This is a genomic window from Flavisolibacter ginsengiterrae DSM 18136, from assembly GCF_059568575.1.
Window position 1 is genome coordinate 17,004 of sequence record NZ_JCANTR010000031.1, and the last position, 18,549, is coordinate 35,552.

At 42.6% G+C, this 18,549-nt stretch carries 13 protein-coding genes; 12 read left to right on the forward strand and 1 reads right to left on the reverse strand.

Annotated features, from left to right (window positions below; all coding sequences use genetic code 11):
- Positions 1 to 5: 5 nt before the first annotated feature.
- The gene (metX, locus tag BP74_RS20445) at positions 6 to 1,052 is read left to right on the forward strand and encodes a homoserine O-acetyltransferase MetX (RefSeq protein ID WP_496377201.1); all 1,047 of its coding nucleotides are present in this window, start codon (positions 6 to 8) and stop codon (positions 1,050 to 1,052) included.
- Positions 1,053 to 1,063: 11 nt separating this feature from the next.
- Positions 1,064 to 1,228, forward strand: a complete 165-nt coding sequence (locus tag BP74_RS20450; RefSeq protein ID WP_496377203.1) for a hypothetical protein — start codon at positions 1,064 to 1,066, stop codon at positions 1,226 to 1,228.
- Between the two features lie 1,044 nt (positions 1,229 to 2,272).
- Here the strand turns inward: BP74_RS20450 and BP74_RS20455 are convergent.
- Positions 2,273 to 2,845 carry an RNA polymerase sigma factor gene (locus BP74_RS20455; RefSeq protein ID WP_496377205.1) on the reverse strand — a complete coding sequence of 191 codons (573 nt, stop codon included), beginning with the start codon at positions 2,843 to 2,845 and terminating at the stop codon, positions 2,273 to 2,275.
- A 313-nt stretch (positions 2,846 to 3,158) separates the two neighbouring features.
- On the opposite strand from BP74_RS20455, the gene BP74_RS20460 reads away from it, so the two are divergent.
- The 10 genes from BP74_RS20460 to tnpC form a co-directional block, all read left to right on the forward strand.
- The gene (locus tag BP74_RS20460) at positions 3,159 to 3,755 is read left to right on the forward strand and encodes an RNA polymerase sigma factor (protein WP_496377207.1); all 597 of its coding nucleotides are present in this window, start codon (positions 3,159 to 3,161) and stop codon (positions 3,753 to 3,755) included.
- Between the two features lie 92 nt (positions 3,756 to 3,847).
- A complete protein-coding gene (locus BP74_RS20465) occupies positions 3,848 to 5,053 on the forward strand; it encodes a FecR family protein (protein ID WP_496377209.1) in 1,206 nt (401 codons plus the stop codon).
- Positions 5,054 to 5,254: 201 nt separating this feature from the next.
- Entirely contained in the window at positions 5,255 to 8,788 is a 3,534-nt protein-coding gene (locus BP74_RS20470; protein ID WP_496377211.1) for a SusC/RagA family TonB-linked outer membrane protein, read from the forward strand.
- 30 nt (positions 8,789 to 8,818) lie between these two features.
- On the forward strand, positions 8,819 to 10,249 hold the full coding sequence (locus BP74_RS20475; protein ID WP_496377213.1) for a RagB/SusD family nutrient uptake outer membrane protein: 1,431 nt from the start codon (positions 8,819 to 8,821) through the stop codon (positions 10,247 to 10,249).
- Positions 10,250 to 10,291: 42 nt separating this feature from the next.
- Entirely contained in the window at positions 10,292 to 11,620 is a 1,329-nt protein-coding gene (locus BP74_RS20480) for a thioredoxin fold domain-containing protein (protein ID WP_496377215.1), read from the forward strand.
- A gap of 53 nt (positions 11,621 to 11,673) precedes the next feature.
- On the forward strand, positions 11,674 to 12,750 hold the full coding sequence (locus BP74_RS20485) for a fibrobacter succinogenes major paralogous domain-containing protein (RefSeq protein ID WP_496377217.1): 1,077 nt from the start codon (positions 11,674 to 11,676) through the stop codon (positions 12,748 to 12,750).
- Positions 12,751 to 12,996: 246 nt separating this feature from the next.
- Positions 12,997 to 15,855, forward strand: coding sequence for an alpha/beta hydrolase family protein (locus BP74_RS20490; protein WP_496377219.1), 2,859 nt, complete (start codon positions 12,997 to 12,999; stop codon positions 15,853 to 15,855).
- A 555-nt stretch (positions 15,856 to 16,410) separates the two neighbouring features.
- On the forward strand, positions 16,411 to 16,575 hold the full coding sequence (locus BP74_RS20495) for a hypothetical protein (RefSeq protein WP_496377221.1): 165 nt from the start codon (positions 16,411 to 16,413) through the stop codon (positions 16,573 to 16,575).
- Positions 16,576 to 16,720: 145 nt separating this feature from the next.
- Positions 16,721 to 17,101: an IS66 family insertion sequence element accessory protein TnpB gene (gene tnpB, locus BP74_RS20500; RefSeq protein WP_496377223.1), complete on the forward strand. Its 381-nt coding sequence runs from the start codon at positions 16,721 to 16,723 to the stop codon at positions 17,099 to 17,101.
- 90 nt (positions 17,102 to 17,191) lie between these two features.
- Positions 17,192 to 18,549: IS66 family transposase (gene tnpC, locus BP74_RS20505; RefSeq protein WP_496377225.1), on the forward strand; the 1,358-nt coding region annotated here is incomplete at its 3' end.

The following is an 18,549-nucleotide window of genomic DNA, read 5'->3' on the forward strand; positions in this document are numbered from 1 at the left end:
TGAACATGAAACATAACCTCTATTGCTATAATCATCCCTTTCCCCTGGAATGCGGTGCCGTGTTACCATCCATTACCATTTCCTATCACACCATCGGTAAATTAAACCATTCTGCTTCTAATGTCATCTGGATCTGTCATGCCCTCACTGCCAATTCCAATGTTCAGGATTGGTGGAAAAATATGCTGGGAAAAAACCTTGCTTTTGACCCCCAGGAGCATTTCATCGTCTGCGCCAATATCATTGGCTCCTGCTATGGTTCAACGGGCCCCATTAGCATTAACCCGGCTACCGGCGAACGCTATTACCATTCCTTTCCCTTGATATCTATAAGGGATATGGTAGCTGCCCACGAAGTACTGCGCAAGCACCTCGGCATACAACAAATCAGCATGCTTGTCGCTGGTAGCATGGGAGGCTACCAGGCGCTGGAATGGGCTATTATGCATCCGGGCATCATTAATAAGCTCGCCTTATTAGCCACTGCCGCCAGCGAATCGCGCTGGGGCATTGCCATACACACTGCCCAACGCATGGCCATTGAAGCAGACAGCACCTGGCGCACCAATATGCATACAGCAGGTGAAAAGGGCTTAGCAGCCGCACGGGCCATAGGCATGATTACCTACCGCAGTTTCCATTCCCTAAACCATCATCAGGCAGAGCTGCACCACCAACAATTAGATCAGTTCAAAGCCGAATCATACATACGTTACCAGGGCTCCAAACTGGTTAACCGCTTCAATGCCTTTAGCTATTATGCCCTCACCAGGTCTATGGATACGCACAACATTGCCCGTGACAGGGCAGAAAGCCTGGAAACCGTTTTAGCTAACATTGAAATACCAGTATTAATTATCGGCATTTCATCAGATCTTTTATGTCCTGTCTCTCAGCAGGAATTTTTAGCAGCGCATATTCCCAATGCAAGGTTGGTAATAATAGATTCACTCTATGGCCATGATGGATTCCTTGTAGAAACACCGCTTATAGGAAATCATTTGCATAAATGGCACATGCCTAAGAAACACTTTGCCATCAATAAATCATAAAACATTACACCATGAACACACAACAACAATTACAGTCCACTCCTGACATCCACCTGATCCGCCAGGAAATCCTTTCCTTACTCCAGCTTCGCGAAGACGAGCTCTCCGAAGACCATCTATCCCGTCTCCGTCACCTCACCGAAGCCGCCAGCCCCGAGTACAAAGGAGAAAACTAATGCCACAAAGACGCTAAGGCGCTAAGTAGCGCAAAGAGAGATTGAACCACAGGGACACTGCGACACCGAGATACACGGAAAGAATAGCCACAAAGGCACGAAGGCACAAAGAAGCACTAAGAGATAAAAGAAATAATCAAGAACACAACACCAAACTAGAACGTCATTGCGCGGAGCTTGATAAAGCATTCGGTGAGTAGTACGTATGTGCGACAAAGCAATCTCCGTCTACGAAGCTTCAACTTCCGTGTCATTGCGATGAGCTAGTAAAACCATTCGGTGAGGATTATGTTTTTGCGAGGAAGCAATCTCCCTCTACGAAGGAAATCTTAAATCATCCAAGGCAACGAAAACCCAAAAAACCTCCGATCTAAAGCCTGCCAGCAGCGCCTCATTGCGGGTATTCGATCCCTGCGCCCATTATCGTTACCGTACCGTCCGCAATTCAGCGCCTTCAATCTCTCCGCAAATCACGTGATCGAACTTAAGACTTATACTATCAATAGGAACCTTACCACTGTAAATGAAAGACTGTAATCAAAATGATTGTTGTATTCAGTAGTAAAGACCGTTGTGCGCTGGCCTTCCGCTGCGCATGCGGAGTCCCGCTATTTGCGGGACGGCAGCGGTGCCTTTTCTTTGGTTACTTTCTTTGGGCAAGCAAAGAAAGTGACAAATAAACTTGCCGAAGGCAATCTATGTTCATGCTATGTGGTAAAAAAAATAGTAAGCAAAGCTTACCATCTTTTCCATCTAATTAATGCCTGCTATTAATCATAGTCTTCCACCTAAAAAACTACAAACTATAAACTTCAAACTAGAAACTATCTATGTGCCTATGTGCACCCTATGTGCCCTATGTGGTGAAATCCTTTTCATCCTAAGGACTGCCTGCCACCAAAAAGCCTCTCCAACCTAGGCAACTACAAACTACAAACTTCAAACTACAAACTTTCCCCCGTGTCCCTCCGTGTCGCCCCTGTCCCTGTGGTTCAAAAATCTTATAGTGAGCGAAGCGAACTATCTTTTCCTAGGAGGGGCGTATTACTCCCTATGCTCCATCACATAATCCCTAATATGATGCAAAGCCGCCTGCATGGTATTCCTGATAGTATTCGGCGAAAGCTTCAGCGCCTCAGAGATCTCCTGCCTCGTTCTCCCTTCCTCACGTATTAATTTGTATATAAGTTGCTGTCTCCCCTTCAAAGCTTCCACCGCCTTCGTCAATACCGTAGGCTCATTATTAAACACTGAAGCACTGGTCTCCGTCTCAGTCGTGTATGTAATATTTTTTATCACCTGTTTTTCCGTGCTTCGCTTTCTCCAGCCATCAGTGATAAGATTTTTTGCAGAGATGTATAGGTAGGCGTTGAAGTTTTTTATCTCCGTTAGTTTTTCCCTTTGTGTCCACACCTTCAGGAATATTTCCTGCACCAGGTCTTCCGAAAGATGCGCATCATTAGTCAGTAGCAGCAGGTAATCATAAATTCTTTTGCAATAGTTTTTATACAGCCATTCAAAGGCCCTGGCATCACCAGCAGCAATGCGCGCCAGGCATTCAGGATTTTCCTGTATGTCCTGTGGAGGGATGATGATATTAAATTTTGCAGTAGTCAATTTTTTGCATGTTAAAGGTTAACTTAAAACTATCGCCAAAGCATTACCATCATTCGTTTGTCAGGGCAAGAGCCGGAACATTAGAAGCATAAATTCACTTTGCAGGTGAAAAGCAAAATGCTTTTATTCCTTGCCTTAGCATAGATATAGACAATTGAAATTTGCAGATGGACCGCGAAGAGCATTAATATTTTTTAAGAAATAATACTAATGCATTGCAGCGTATCTTAGCCGTGATGAGTCTTATCAGGTAGGGGTTATCGTGTACGAATTATCCCGGTTTGATTATTTTTGTATTATTAGCCCCCTTCGCTTGCAACATTCCTTTGACGATAATGAACTAGAATTACTCCAGCGCATTTCAGATGGAGATGAACCAGCTTTCCGCAAACTGTTTGATAAGTATAAGCTAAGGCTATTTCATTTCGTTTTGCAGTTCACACATTCGGCAGCAGATGCTGAAGAGATTGTACAGGACACCTTTATCAAACTCTGGCAGAACACAGATAAACTAGGCGAGATCAATAACCCCACAGGTTATATTTATACCATCTGCAGAAACCTTACGCACAACTATTTATTGAAGGCATCCAGGAATGACCAACTACTAAAGCAGGTATGGGCAAATATGAAGGTGGAGGATAATCCTACCGATGCACTGTTAAATTCAAAAGAAACCCAGGCACTTATTAACAAGGCAGTATCCGAACTTTCAGAGCAGAAGCAAAAAATCTTCAGGTTAAGCAGGGAAGCAGGCATGAACCACGATGAAATTGCAAAAGAGCTCGGACTTTCCCGCAGCCGTGTAAAGAATATTATTGTAGAAGTACTAAAGCACATCAAACTGTATTTGCAGCAGCATTCCGTCACTCTTGCCTTGCTTTTTTGGTTTAATAATTACAGGAATTAAAAAATATTTCAGGTTTTTTCGGTCCATCTGTTCATGAGAATTGTCTATATAGTTGGTTGGGGATGTGGCCCAAAGGACTTTATAAAGAATGTATGAAGGAAGAGCGTGTAAAATATCTTTTAGAGCAGTACGTGAATAAGGCCAGTAGCTGGGATGAAATGAATGAGCTAATGGCCCTGGTAAACGATTCCCAATACAAAGAGCATATTGAGGCCTTTATGGATGCCCGGTTTGAAACTGAAGAGATAAGTAAGGAGTTGGTTGATGTGGACTGGAATGAAATGTATCACACAGTGATCAGTACCCGTCGCAAATCACCGGTACGCAGAATGAGTACCTGGAGATGGGTAGCTGCTGCCTGCGTGATGCTACTGTTGGGTCTTGGCAGTTATTTGATGTTCTTTAATAAGTCTAAGGTAGAGGCACCGCCAGCAACAGTAGCAAAGACCAACGATGTTCCGGCGCCAAAAGAAACCAGGGCGGTGATCACACTGGCCGATGGAAGGCAGGTCTATCTCGACAGTGCCAACAGCGGCACCCTTGCTGTCCAGGATAATATTAAAGTTGTCCGCACAGCCGACGGCAAGATCGCTTACCAGGACACCGCTAACAGCTATCAGCTATCAGCTAAAAGCTTAGCATCCAATACCCTTACCAATCCCCGCGGCTCCCGTGTCATAGATATGCAGTTATCCGATGGCAGCCACGTATGGCTCAATGCCGGAAGTTCTTTAAAATATCCCGTTGCCTTTGTAGGAAAGGAAAGAAAGGTTGAGATCTCAGGCGAAGCCTATTTTGAAGTCGCCCACGACGCCTCCAAACCCTTTAAAGTATCCTTACCTGGCGAAGTAGGAGAGGTTGAAGTTCTTGGCACCCACTTCAACATAAATGCTTACGATGATGAAGAGGCCTTGAAAGTAACCCTGTTGGAAGGGTCAGTAAAACTCTCAGCCTCGTCAACTAAACAAATCAAGAGCTCAGCTATCCTGAAGTCTGGTGAGCAGGGACAACTACAAACCACAAACTACAAACTACAAACTATCCCTGCCGTCGACCTTGACGAGGTGATGGCATGGAAAAACGGTAAATTTTCTTTCAATAAGGTTGATATAAAAACCGTGATGCGGCAATTGGCTAGGTGGTATGATCTCGAAGTGGTGTATGAAGGGGAAGTGCCTGCAGATAAATTCTGGGGAGATATGCAGCGTGATTTGCCATTGTCTAAAACCCTCGATTTCCTTGCAAAGAGCAATGTGCATTTTAAGGTAGAAGGAAAGAAAGTGACGGTGATGAAGTAAAGCTCAGGTTGAACGAAGAATAGTCTGGGAAGTATTGTTTACCCTCAGAAAAAAGAGCGAAAGTTTTTAAAAATCCAATATAAATACCTCCCTGGAAAACGAAACCGGTAGTACTGGCATACTACCGGCGATGGTCTGATTAAGTAAATAAAGAGGCTCTTGACAAGTACTCTTATACAGTAACCAAACACAGTGCAATTTATGCATTTGACCGCATTATTCTATACCTGTCGCAGAAACTATGATGGGTGTGATACCAAACAACTGGCAGGAATACTGGCCCCGGATACCGGCGCAGGAGAAAGGAAAAGCTATCGCCCTATAAGTGAAACTAACATACTCGCGATGACCTCAATCCCGCCCAAGCGGGAGAGAAGCCATCGCACCATTAGTACAACTATTAGACTCGCGATGAAACTCATTGCTATCATGCTGCTCACAGCTTGTTTAACAGCAAGTGCCAATGGGCTGGCACAAACAATCAGCCTGCGCATGAATAGTGCTTCCCTGGAAAAAGTGTTTACAGAAATCAAAAAGCAAACCGGCTACTCTATTTTTTGTAATTACAAACTGCTCGAAAAATCAAAACCTGTCACCATCAATGTCAGCAAAGCCACCATCGAAGAGGTGATGACCCTCTGTTTAAAAAACCAGGACCTTGATTACGAGATGGCCGAAAAATCCATTGTAATAAAAGAGAAAATTACAAGCCCAAAAGAAAGCGCCATTAATGAAAAACCGCTCCTGGACATTAGTGGCAAGGTTACCGATGCCGAAGGCAAACCATTACCAGGGGCAACTGTAAAAGTAAAAGGCAGCAATATGGTAACAACCACCAATAATGACGGTGTGTTTGTATTAAAAGGGGTGGATAATGATGCTACGCTAATAATTTCTTACGTTGGTTTTGAGACGTTTTCAGTAGCTATAAACAACAAAACTTCCATTGTAGCCAATTTAAAAATTAAGCCGGAAAATTTGAATGAAATCATTATCAACAAAGGTTACTATTCCGAACAGAAGAAAACCTCTGTAAGTAATGTAGGCATAATAACGGCTAAGGATATTGAAAAACAGCCTGTAAATAACCCGCTACTAGCTTTGCAAGGTCGGGTGCCCGGTGTGTTTGTTACTCAAAACACAGGCATTTCGGGTGGGGGAGTAACAGTAAGGATACAGGGCGTCAATAGCATACTAAATGGCAATGACCCTTTGTATGTGATTGACGGAGTCCCGTATATTTCCCAGCTACCACAGTTGTTGGGAACTAATACAATTGGCTCATCTGGTGGATATATTAACGGTCAATATATAGGAAGCGGTAATCCACTCAGCTATATCAATCCAATGGATATCGAAAGCATGAGCGTTTTGAAAGATGCAGACGCTACAGCTATTTACGGATCGAGGGCTGCAAACGGGGCTATTTTAATTACTACTAAAAAAGGAAAGGCTGGTGAAGCAAAGGTGCATATCAATATGCAGCAGGGCTGGGGCGTGGTGGGTGAAAAGATCCAGATGCTCAATACGCAGCAATATCTTCAAATGCGTCGTGAAGCATTTAAAAATGATGGCTTAACACCCAATGCCAACAAGGATTATGATCTGTTATTGTGGGATACTACCCGGTATACGGACTGGCAAAAAACACTGATTGGTGGAACGGCGCAGTACAGCAATATCAATGCAGATGTTTCCGGTGGCACCTCAATGATGCAATATTTAATAGGGGCTACGTATAACCGCCAAACAACTGTATTTCCTGCGGACTACGCCGACCAAAAATTTGCCCTTCATTTCAATGTTAATGGTTACTCTACAAATAAGAAGTTCCATATTCAGCTATCCGGTAATTATTTATTAGATAATAATGAGCTGCCAAATAACGACCTGACGGAAAGGGCGATAATAACAGAGCCGGACGCGCCAGCAATCTATCATCCCGACGGTTCTCTGAACTGGGCCCCTACATCTTCCGGTACTTCTTCCTGGACCAATCCTATTGCTTCCTTAACTTATAATACCTATCAAAATAGAACCAATAACCTGGTGAGCAATTTATTAATCGGATATCGCTTGCTCCAGGGGCTGGAGATAAAGAGCAGTTTTGGTTACAACAATTTGCAAACGAATGCAACAAACATTTATCCTTCAAAAGCAGTGGTCCCGGAAAACAGGTCTGCAACTGCAAGATCTGCTACGTATTCGAATGGTAATATCAGCTCCTGGATTGCGGAGCCACAACTTGAGTACAACAGAAAGATCGGTGCCGGGAATCTAAATGCACTTGCTGGAACCAGCTTTCAACAGAATAAAACGAATGTGGAATTTTTTAATGGAACCGGTTACAATAGCGATGATGTCCTAAGTGATATTGGAACAGCAACAAGCCTTACTGAGTATTCTTCTTTTTCTACATACAGGTATAATGCCTTTTTTGGACGTGTAAATTATTCCTGGCAGGACAAATATATTATGAACCTGACCGGGCGAAGAGACGGCAGTTCCCGCTTTGGCGATAAAAATAAATTTCACAGTTTCTGGTCCGTTGGCGGTGCCTGGATATTCTCCAGTGAAAATTTTATTAAACAGGTATTCCCGTTTTTGATGTTCGGAAAGTTAAGAGCGAGTTATGGTACTACCGGAAATGATCAAATCGGGGATTTTCTTTTCTTAGACTTGTACAGCAATTCTGGAGGTAATGTTGGTGTGCCTTACCAGGGAATATCAACACTATATCCGCAAGGGTTTCCAAATCCTTACTTAGCCTGGGAGGAAACCCGAAAGCTTTCTTTTGGACTGGACCTTGCTTTCCTAAATGAAAGAGTTATCCTGAATTCTACCTACGCTATTAACCGGTCCTCTAACCAGTTATTACCTTATTCTTTACCCAGCTTTACCGGGTTTCAAAGTATCACTTCTAATTTCCCGGCAAGTATTCAAAATACCAACCTGGAGATCTCGCTGAATACCAAAAATATTGAGGGGAAAAAATTGAGCTGGGAAAGCGGCCTGACATTGACCATTGCAAGGAACAAGCTGTTGGACTTTCCCGATCTTGAAAATTCCAGTTATGCCGAGCAGCTCGTAATAGGACACCCAGTAGATGTTGGCAAACAGTTTCATTATATAGGTGTGCACCCGGTAACGGGAGAGTACCTGTTTTCCGATGTACATGGCAGCGCTACTACCTTACCAAAATATAATGTCGACAATACAGTTCTTGTCAGCCGTATGCCGACTTATTACGGAGGATTTCAAAACACCTTTAGTTATAAGGGATTCGAATTAGACCTCCTCTTTCAATTTGTGAAACAATTGGGGTACAACTTCGTTTTTTATAATGGAGGCACTTACGTGCCCGGCACCTTTGGCAGCGGGTACAGCAACCAGCCGGTAACTGTCTTAAATCGATGGCGACAACCAGGCGACCATTCACTCTTGGCAAAGTATACGACTAATCGCCTGAGTGGATTGGATGCGACGGCTAATGTTGATGGTAGTGACGCCACCAATAAGGATGCTTCTTATATCCGCTTAAAAAATCTTTCCATTTCGTGGCAGTTACCACTTAGCTGGAGCAAAAAAGCCCACCTGGAAAATGTTGCGGTCTATCTACATGGTCAGAATTTGTGGACACTTACTAGGTATAAAGGGTTGGACCCGGAAACGCAAAGTTTAACGAAACTGCCGCCATTGCGTGTCTGGACGGTTGGAATACAGTTAGGCTTATAAGTTAAAGGTAGAAAGTTAAAAGTTAAAGGAATGATGATCTCTTTTAGAAATATAGTTTGCTCAATTTGGTTGCTCCTGTTTACACTGCAATGGATCGGCTGCAAAAAATTTGTAGACCTCGCACCACCGGTATCAAGTGTGAATGGCGACAAGGTTTATAATTCAGATAATACTGCCATCTCGGTATTAACCACCCTCTACTCCAATATGAGTAAGGCAGATGCAAGTCTTGGGATCTCTGTTTTGCCGGGATTGTCTTCAGATGAGCTGACTTATTTCAATGGATCGAGTTTGCAGAGTTTAATCTATACAGGCTATTATACCAACGCCCTAAAATCAGATGCGTTTAATACCATTGGAGGGGAATTCTGGGGATTTTATAACAACATCTATACGTGTAACAGCGCTATTGATGGTTTGGAAAATGCGACTAGCCTGACACCTGCGGTAAAACAACAATTATTTGGTGAAGCGCATTTCATGCGGGCATTTTCCTATTTCTATTTGGTGAATTTATACGGTGATGTGCCTTTAGTTCTAAGTACGGATTACCAGGCCACCCGTTTGCTTGCACGTAGCCCGAAAGAGGAAGTATATAAACAGATCATCAGTGATCTAAAAGAGGCTAAGTCCCTACTTTCCAGTAATTACTTAGATGGCAGTTTGCTTCATACCACACCAGACCGGGTGAGACCCACACGGTGGGCAGCCATCTCATTATTAGCAAGAGCTTATTTGTATACTCAAAAATGGGATAGCGCTGAAGCGGAAGCGACAACAGTTATCAACAACGCTTCTCTTTTTGACCTTGCACCATTAAATTCGGTTTTTCTAAAAAACAGCCGTTCCGCCATCTGGCAGCTACAACCAGTCAACACTGGCTGGAACACAGAAGATGCCCGGACTTTTATCCTTCCGGCAAGCGGGCCTAACGGCAGTCACCCGGTATATATAAGTGACAACCTGCTCAACAAATTCGAAGCAAACGATAATCGAAAAACATCCTGGATCAATAGTCTTACGGCTGGCGGCACAACTTATTATTTTCCATACAAGTATAAAAGTGCCACGCTTAATGACCCGGTTTCTGAATACGAGATGTTACTGCGCATAGAAGAGCAATACCTGATACGAGCAGAGGCAAGAAACGAACAGACCAATTATTCAGGCGCTGTCAATGATCTAACTGCTATCCGAAACAGGGCCGGACTTACGGGATACACTGGCCAACAAGATAAGCTGAGTTTGCGGGCAGCTATTTTACATGAAAGGCAGGTGGAGTTGTTTACAGAAATGGGCCAACGCTGGCTGGACCTTAAGCGAACGGGTAAAGTGGATGATGTGATGAATACGGTTTGCCCCCAAAAGGGAGGCGTATGGAATGCAAACTGGGCGCTGTACCCGATCCCTTACACGGAACTGCAGATGGATCCAAATCTGAAACAAAATGCTGGGTATTAAAAGTCGGGGTTAAGTAGACAATTAAAAGAGTGAAAAAATAAAATGAAAGTGAGTTTAATAACTAGAAGAGTATTCGTGACGGTTTTGATCGTGGCGACTGTGGCCAATGTCAGAGCCCAGGGGATTGAGTTTAACAAAACATCGACTTGGGCACAAATTAAAGCGGAGGCTAAGAAATCGAACAAGTACATTTTTATGGATTGCTATGCGAGTTGGTGTGTGCCCTGTAAAAAGATGGACATGACTATCTATTCTCAAAAGGAGGTCGGTAAATACTTCAATGAGCATTTTATCTCTGTAAAAATACAGATGGATAGCAGCAAGGGAGATAACGAAGAAGTGCGAAGCTGGTATAAGGATGCTGTAGGGATCAATCAACAATACAGAATAGAAGCTTACCCATCCTTTCTTTTCTTTTCCCCGGATGGTGAACTGGTGCACCGGGCTGTGGGATACCAGGAAGTTGAAGATATTATAGCACTCGCAAAAGAGGCGCTCGATCCGGAAAAACAGTTTTACGGGTTTGTTGAAAAATATCGAAAGGGTGAAAAGGATTACAAAGTTATGGCGGCAATGACGCAGACAGCGAAATCATTAAGAAAAACCGCACTGGCTGATTCATTAATGAAAGACTATATCACCAACTATTTACCAACGGTAAAAAAGAAGGAGATATACCGCAAGGAGAATATAAGCTTCATTGCAGATTATGCATTGACGCACCCCACTTCATACCTAAAACAATTATTTGTGATGCATGGTAAGAAAGTGGACAAAATTATGGGAGATAATGACTATTCAAACTGGCTAGTGGTGCATGCTATTCATAATGAGGAAGTATTTCCTTACCTGCCTCAAGATACCCGCGATCATTCCATCCCCGATTGGGCAAAGATCAATAATACGATTAAAGAGAAATATAATTCGAAGGTCGCAAACCAGGTTGTACTGTTTGGAAAAATGAACTTTTTGAAGGGCAGAGATTGGCCCAGCTATACCCAGTATACAGTGTTGTATATAGAAAAGTATGGACAACATATGGATCCGTTTTATCTGAACGGGTATGCAAATGATCTATTCCTGGTCAATGATAATGCTTATGTATTAGAGAAAGCACTTGAATGGAGCAGCCGTTGCATCACGATATTATCTTCAAAAAATCCTGTTGACAGTTTTGATCTATCGAATAACCTTGATACGAAGGCTAATATATTATATCGGCTTGGAAGAAAGGAAGAAGCTATTCGATGTGAAGAGAAAGCCGTTGATATTGCCATGCAGCTAAACAACGGGCTGTTATTAAGAACATATCCGAAGATTTTAGCAAAGATGAAAAATGAAGAACCGACATGGCCTGACCTTTCAAAGTAGATCCCATCTATAGTATTATCGGAATAATTTTTTTAAATCTTAAATAAACCAATATGCAAAAAGCAACAGCTAAAACTACCCTGTTATCAGTATTACTGATAGCGTTCCTTATTTGGGGATGTAAAAAAGACAAGCCACAGGTAGTGCCCACCATTACCACCAATGCGCTCACCAATATTACACCCAGTAGCGTGACAACCGGCGGAGCTATTGTAAATGATGGTGGCTCGGCTATTACCGCAAGAGGTATTGTATTAAGCAAATCACATAGCACACCTTCCATTACGGACACAGTTGTGAATAGTTCTAATGCGACGGATAATTTCAGTGTTGACCTGACAGGGCTTGATTTTAATACTACTTATTATATCCGTGCATTTGCCACCAATAGCACAGGCACGGGCTATGGCTCAGTGGTGACACTGAATACAAATAATGATACGACCAAAATACGGTTTACTTATAACGGGCAAACAGTTACTTATGGTGTCATTATCAGTCCTGTTACCCACAGGAAATGGATGGACCGAAACCTGGGTGCCACGCAAGCCGCGACGTCTGCTACCGATTATCAGGCTTATGGCGATCTGTTTCAGTGGGGACGCCCTGCCGACGGACATCAACTCATGAATTGGACCAGCGCCGGTACCGGCACATTGGTTAATGATACAACACACACATTATCTGAGACAGAAATTCCAGGTCATTCCAAATTTATTGTGTTTACATACCCCGTTGGGTCGGGTCAAACTTACAAATATACAGACTGGTATGCCCCCTCTGCCAGAGATCAATTCAATATGGCAATTGGCCGACGTTGGATGGCTAACCCGCAAGGGCCTTGTCCCAATGGATGGCACGTACCTACAGATGCCGAATGGGCTGCAGAAACGGAGATCACGCAAGTTAGCACAGGTTATTCGTCTTTAAAATTAACTGCTGCCGGTAGACGAAAAGGGGTTGATTATGGGAGTACTGTAAATTTTTATGACAATACCGGCGCTTGGGGCTATTACTGGGCGAGTGATACTCGTGGTGACTATGCCAGAATAGAACCTGACTATTTCGGCTCCGGCTATGGTGATTTTCCTACTACCGGTATGTGCGTTCGTTGCATTAAAGATTTATAAATGGGATGTGGCATTACTTACAATGGGTATGTGACGTATCGACAAAACAAAGCCATAATATATAAGCTTATTCTGGTTTTTACTTCCTTTTTCCTTTTGGCAGACAATCTGTGGAGAAAGAAGAACCTGAACAAGATAGAACGAATTTTTCGGTCTTAGCCAATCTCCGACCAATAGAGCAGGGAGATTGGCTAAGGTTCGACAACAAAAACGTCTACGAAAAAATTAAGTATAGGAAAAACTGAAATGAAGAGAATTGTTTTAATAATGGCGGGCTTTTTATTGTTGAATCATTTAATGGCGCAAAATAAAAAGGAAACGCAAAAGAAACCGCCGCTTGATTTTAGCTCGGAAGACTGGTCTTATGTAGAGCATCCTGCAATCAGTAATGATGGGAAGTATGTTTTGTATAAAATAGGAAACCAGCCAGTGGGGAGCAATACTTTAATCATTGAAAGTACGAGGGAACAGAAGAAGAAAGCAATAGAGGGACTGGAATCGGGATTTTTTTCCTGTGACAGCAAACAGGTTTTTTTCATGAGGAATGACAGTTTGTTTTTTTTGTCACTAGTGAATGGAAACATGAGAGTTGTTGCCGGAATTAAATCGTATAAACAACCTGAAGCTAACAAAGGAGAATGGCTGGTTTACCAATTGGATAGCCCTTCGAAGCAATGGGTGTTGGAGAACCTGTTAACCGGGAAAAAACAGTCTTATGATTCTGTTGAAAGTTGTTTTTTTGATCCTTCCGGAAAGGTCTTGCTGTTGATAAGAGGAATGCAACATGAAAATCAAACTGTAACTTCTCTGGACCGGATTGATTTGTCCAATAGAGAATTAAGAAAAATATGGTCGGTCAATTCATCTGCGCAAATACAGCTTTCGATAGACAAGTGCAGTTTTGATGAATCCGGAAAGCAGCTGGTATTCCTTGTCAATAAAAAAGGAGACAAACAATCGGAACATTCCATCTTTTACTATAAGGTTGGTATGGAGCAGGCAAGGATGCTATTGAATGATGAGTCTCCTGCCCTCGGTTCCGGTTCCATTTATCCTTTTACCTCAATTCAATTCAGCAGGAACGGGAAGCATATTTTTTTTCAATTACAAGAGAAGGAAAGAATAAAAACATCCAGGGATGCCGCGCCGGTGGATGTATGGAGTTATAAGGACAGTGTGTTACAGTCAACTCAGCTGATCGATCTCAAGCGCCTCCATTTATCCTATGTGACGATGAACCCAGAAAATGACCAGTTGATTCAAATAGCAGGGGTAGATGATTATTTTAACACCAATTCTTTTGCCCCAGGAGACTTTGGAATTGTGAGCGACCAGCAGGCGATTGCAAAACAAGATCAATATTGGTGGAAGCCACAACCTTCTCACTTCCTGGTATCGCTGAATGACGGTTCAAGAAAGTTGCTGAGTAAAGAATACGGCGATTATAATTCGGGGTTTAACTTTTCTCCCCGAGGTAAGTGGCTTGTATATTACGATCAGCATGAACATAATTATGTCAGCTATGATCTTAGTACGGGTACAACAGTAAATATATCGGGAAATATTTCTGAGCCATTGACGATAGAATTTATCAAAGGTGGAATGCCGGGTCATGCTGATCCGCCCGTCGGCGTTGCCGGGTGGATAACGGGAGATAGCTCCGTGTTGGTGTATGACGAATTTGATATCTGGCAATTAGATCCGAAAGGTAAAACTGCACCCATTGATATTACTAATGGATACGGCCGTTCTCATCACATTCGGTTCCGGCTGGTGGAAGAAGAAAATGCCCTGAAGGAAGGTGTTTCGGGCAATACATCTTTGTTGCTAACTGCACTGGATGCAGAAACCAAGTACAATGGTTTTTATAAAAAACAGTTGAACAAAAAAGGAGACCCGGAATTACTATCCATGGGGCCCTATAAATTTTATCTCACTCAATCTCAACGGATGGGACGCGACGGTTTGCAAGAAGGAGTGAAACCTCTTAAGGCAAAAACCAATGCATGGATCGTAGGCAGGCAATCAGCCTCGGAATTCGGTAATTATTTTTACACTACTGATTTTAAGAGATATGTTCAATTATCTAATGTGCAACCTCAGGCAGGTTGCAATTGGTTGACATCGGAATTAATGAACTGGAAGCTACCGGATGGCACAATTTCGCAGGGCATCTTATACAAGCCTTTTGATTTTAACAAGGAGAAAAAATATCCCATCATTCTTAATTATTACCAGGAACGATCCTGTGATGTATTTGAATTTCCTGACTATTACACGGACATTACGGCAGATATCAATATTCCCTGGTTTGTGAGCCGCGGTTATCTCGTATTTGAACCTGATATACATTATGAGGTTGGTAATGTGGCGAAGAGTGTCGTGAATTCAGTTGTGTCGGCTGCAAAATACCTCGGTCATTTACCCTTCGTCGATTCGAGCAAAATGGGAATTACCGGGCACAGCTTTGGAGGTAGCGAAACGAACTACCTAGTAACCCATACTCATTTGTTTGCGGCTGCGGCAGAGGGGTCGGGAGGTGCAGATCTGATCAGTGGTAGTTTGAGATTGTTGTCAGACCGTTTAGGAGGTGGAAGCTCTATGGGCGTGAATGAACGTGGTCAGGGACGTATGGGAGCAACGCTTTGGCAGGTGCCTGACAGCGTAATATTGAATACGCCCGTTTTACAGGCAGACAAGGTGACAACTCCTTTATTGATTATGCACAATAAGAAGGATGATAATGTGGCATTTGAACAGGGACTTGAATTGTTTATCGCATTACGTCGCTTGGGTAAAAAAGTCTGGATGCTACAATATGATGATGGCACTCACGGGATGATTGGCAAGTCAGCTAATGATTACATCATCCGTATGCAGCAGTATTTTGATCATTACTTAAAAGGGGCGCCGGCTCCTGTGTGGATGACAAAGGGGATACCAGCAACACTTAAGGGAATAGAGACCGGTTATGCTTATGATCCATCCAATAATTGTGGCAAAAACTGTAAAGTGTGCCAATATTGGAACGAAAATTTCCAGAAAGATTCTGCTGCAACATTGAAAGAGATTGAAGCAAAAAGAAAGTCAGAATACTGGCAATAAGCGAAATCAAAATAGTACCCATGATGCAAGAAATGTCAATAGCAGTGGAAGCACCGATAAAGCCGCAATGATAGTGTATTGGATGAAGGATAAGAGGAGAAGGAATGACCAGTGGTGAATGGGTACAGAAATAGAAATTGATTCAAGAATTCAATGAATATGGGTAAGGGTGGTGTGTTTGCTTCTGTTGAATGGAATGGCAAGACTTTGTACGTGTAAGGTTATATGCCTGCAGCGGAGTTGAAGAAGATATCAGAAGATTTTCAAAATGGCGTTGAGGTTGAGCATGAGCAGGTGGAAGTTGTCGAGGGAAAGTTTGTTAGTCCTATGTTGTTGGAGATGCTGGGGAGAAGGTTGTAGGTATAGGTTCAAGGTTAAAGGTAAGAGGCCACAAAGACGCAAAGACATGACGTAGGACAGCCGCGGGCTTCGCCTTACAATATTGCAAAGATCAGGACACGAGAGATTACACGTAGTAAACGCACGGGGAACGACAGAAAATAATTATGACTACTACAGAGTAGTTTTGAAGCTCTTTGAAAAGACTGAAAAATTATGGAACAAGCAAATGCAAATGGCAGTGCTGTAAACAAGCAACGTATACACAGAAGTGAAAAAGAGATACTCAGTTATCTCGCAGAGCAGGAAGAGAGTGATTTTAGTGTAAAGGAATATTGCGAGATGATGGATATCAATGAGATACATTCAACTCCTGGATAAAGAAGTATAAGGGTAATGAGCAGGAAAAAGGATTTTCCCAGGTGCAAATTCTTTCTAGTTCATCAAAGCCCGCTTTGTTTGCCGAAGTAAACGGGATCAAACTTTACGCTCAGGTATCTGCAGACTATTTAAAAGCCTTGTTGCAATGAGTAAGATTTTGCAAATAGCAGGGAGTGCAGCAAATTTTTATTTGTATCGCAGACCCATTAAGATGAGTTATAGCTTTGATCGCCTTGCGGCACTGGTAAGAACAGAGTTGCAAAAGGACATCATACACCAGGATGTATTTATCTTTCTCAACAAGCAAAGGACCACCATCAAAATAATGGTCTATGAAGATGAAGGTTTTTCTATATTCTATCGCAGACTCGATAAAGGTTCATTCCAGGTGCCGATGATTGTGGTGGATCACGTGTCTTACAAGATGAACATTGAACAGATGGAACAGATGCTTACCGGTGTAACAGTGCATGAAAATGGATATGTCACCAAAGAAAAGTATGAGCCACTTCATGGCAGTATGTAGTTCACATTTGTGAATAAGTAAACACGCTTTTCTGATAGTATTTAGTCTTTTGTTGCACGTCTTTATTGTACTGCAACAACAAGACTTTACGTGCTTATATCTCCTGAACATTTTGAACTCAATGAACGCTACAGAAAGCTGCTGTTGAAAAGCATGCAGCAGGAGAAGATTATTGAAAGAAAGGACAGGGAGCATAAAGAGGTGTCTTCAAAGATCGATGGATTACGCAGTTACGTTGATGATTTTACTTCCAGGTATAAGGAGCTGCATGAACACTATATTGAGGCAGTTAAGATTATTAAACAGAAAGACAAAGAGATCGAAGAACTGCAGCTTATCAAACATCAGTTTGAGCAACTAAAGAAGCTGGTGTTTGGAAGCAAATCAGAAAAGAGTGTGTATGTATCGCCTGATCAACTCTCACTCCAGCTTGCAGCAGGAACAATAGAGGCTTGCAATATCAATGATGGGCAGCGTATTGCTTCTTACACAAAGGCAAAGAAAGAAAAGAACGAAAACCATCCTGGAAGAAAGGGAATACCTGCACACCTTAGAAGAGAGTATGTAGATATTTATCCAAACGATCTTCCTGGGGATGCTGAGCTCTTCGATACAGAAGAGACAGAGCAGCTGGAATACGATCCGGGTAGGTTGTTTGGTGTATATAGAAGGTTTAAATACAAACGCACGAATGCTGATGGAAAAGTAGAGTTCTTCATTGGTGATCTTCCCCTGGATAAAGACAAGTGTCTTGCAGCACCATCCTTAAGGGCACATTGCATTGTAGAAAAGTACATGTATCACATGCCACTGTACAGGCAGATGCAAAAGTTTGCACAGGAAGGAGTGATCATAGCAGCCAACACAATGAGTGACTGGGTGAACAATGATGCAAGAAGTTTAACGGCTCTGTATGATGCACATCGCAGCTGTGTTTTAAATGCAGCCTCTCAGTACATGATGGCAGATGAAACAGGGTTCAGAGTACTTGACCTTGAAAAAGTTAAAGGAAAAAAATCTCATCGCGGTCAGATGTGGGCATATGCAAATCCTGCAGACGGGCTGGTGTTCTTCGAATATCAGCAAGGGCGGAGCAGAAAGCATGCAAGACCAATGCTTGATAAGTTCAGGGGCATACTTCACACAGATGGCTTCGGCGTATATGATCACTTTGCAATGCGTAATGACATTGTACATGCTAATTGCAACGCCCATGCAAGGAGAAAGTTCGAGCAAGCTTTATTTACTTCTTCTGAGAAAGCTCAGTATGTACTGGAGCAATATCGTAAGCTATATGCGGTAGAAAAGCATTGCAGGGAGCAAGAGCTAAACTTCGATCAGCGACTAGAGATAAGAAAAGAGAAATCAGTGCCGGTGTTTAATGAACTTGCATCGTGGTGTAAGGATCAGTTGATCAATTTACGAAGCGATGAGAAGAAATCGCCGAT

Coding starts and splice junctions, on each gene's coding strand:
- metX (WP_496377201.1), top strand. CDS start 6: ATGAAACATAACCTCTATTGCTATAATCATCCCTTTCCCCTGGAATGC.
- BP74_RS20450 (WP_496377203.1), top strand. CDS start 1,064: ATGAACACACAACAACAATTACAGTCCACTCCTGACATCCACCTGATC.
- BP74_RS20465 (WP_496377209.1), top strand. CDS start 3,848: ATGAAGGAAGAGCGTGTAAAATATCTTTTAGAGCAGTACGTGAATAAG.
- BP74_RS20470 (WP_496377211.1), top strand. CDS start 5,255: ATGCATTTGACCGCATTATTCTATACCTGTCGCAGAAACTATGATGGG.
- BP74_RS20475 (WP_496377213.1), top strand. CDS start 8,819: ATGATGATCTCTTTTAGAAATATAGTTTGCTCAATTTGGTTGCTCCTG.
- BP74_RS20480 (WP_496377215.1), top strand. CDS start 10,292: ATGAAAGTGAGTTTAATAACTAGAAGAGTATTCGTGACGGTTTTGATC.
- BP74_RS20485 (WP_496377217.1), top strand. CDS start 11,674: ATGCAAAAAGCAACAGCTAAAACTACCCTGTTATCAGTATTACTGATA.
- BP74_RS20490 (WP_496377219.1), top strand. CDS start 12,997: ATGAAGAGAATTGTTTTAATAATGGCGGGCTTTTTATTGTTGAATCAT.
- BP74_RS20495 (WP_496377221.1), top strand. CDS start 16,411: ATGGAACAAGCAAATGCAAATGGCAGTGCTGTAAACAAGCAACGTATA.
- tnpB (WP_496377223.1), top strand. CDS start 16,721: ATGAGTAAGATTTTGCAAATAGCAGGGAGTGCAGCAAATTTTTATTTG.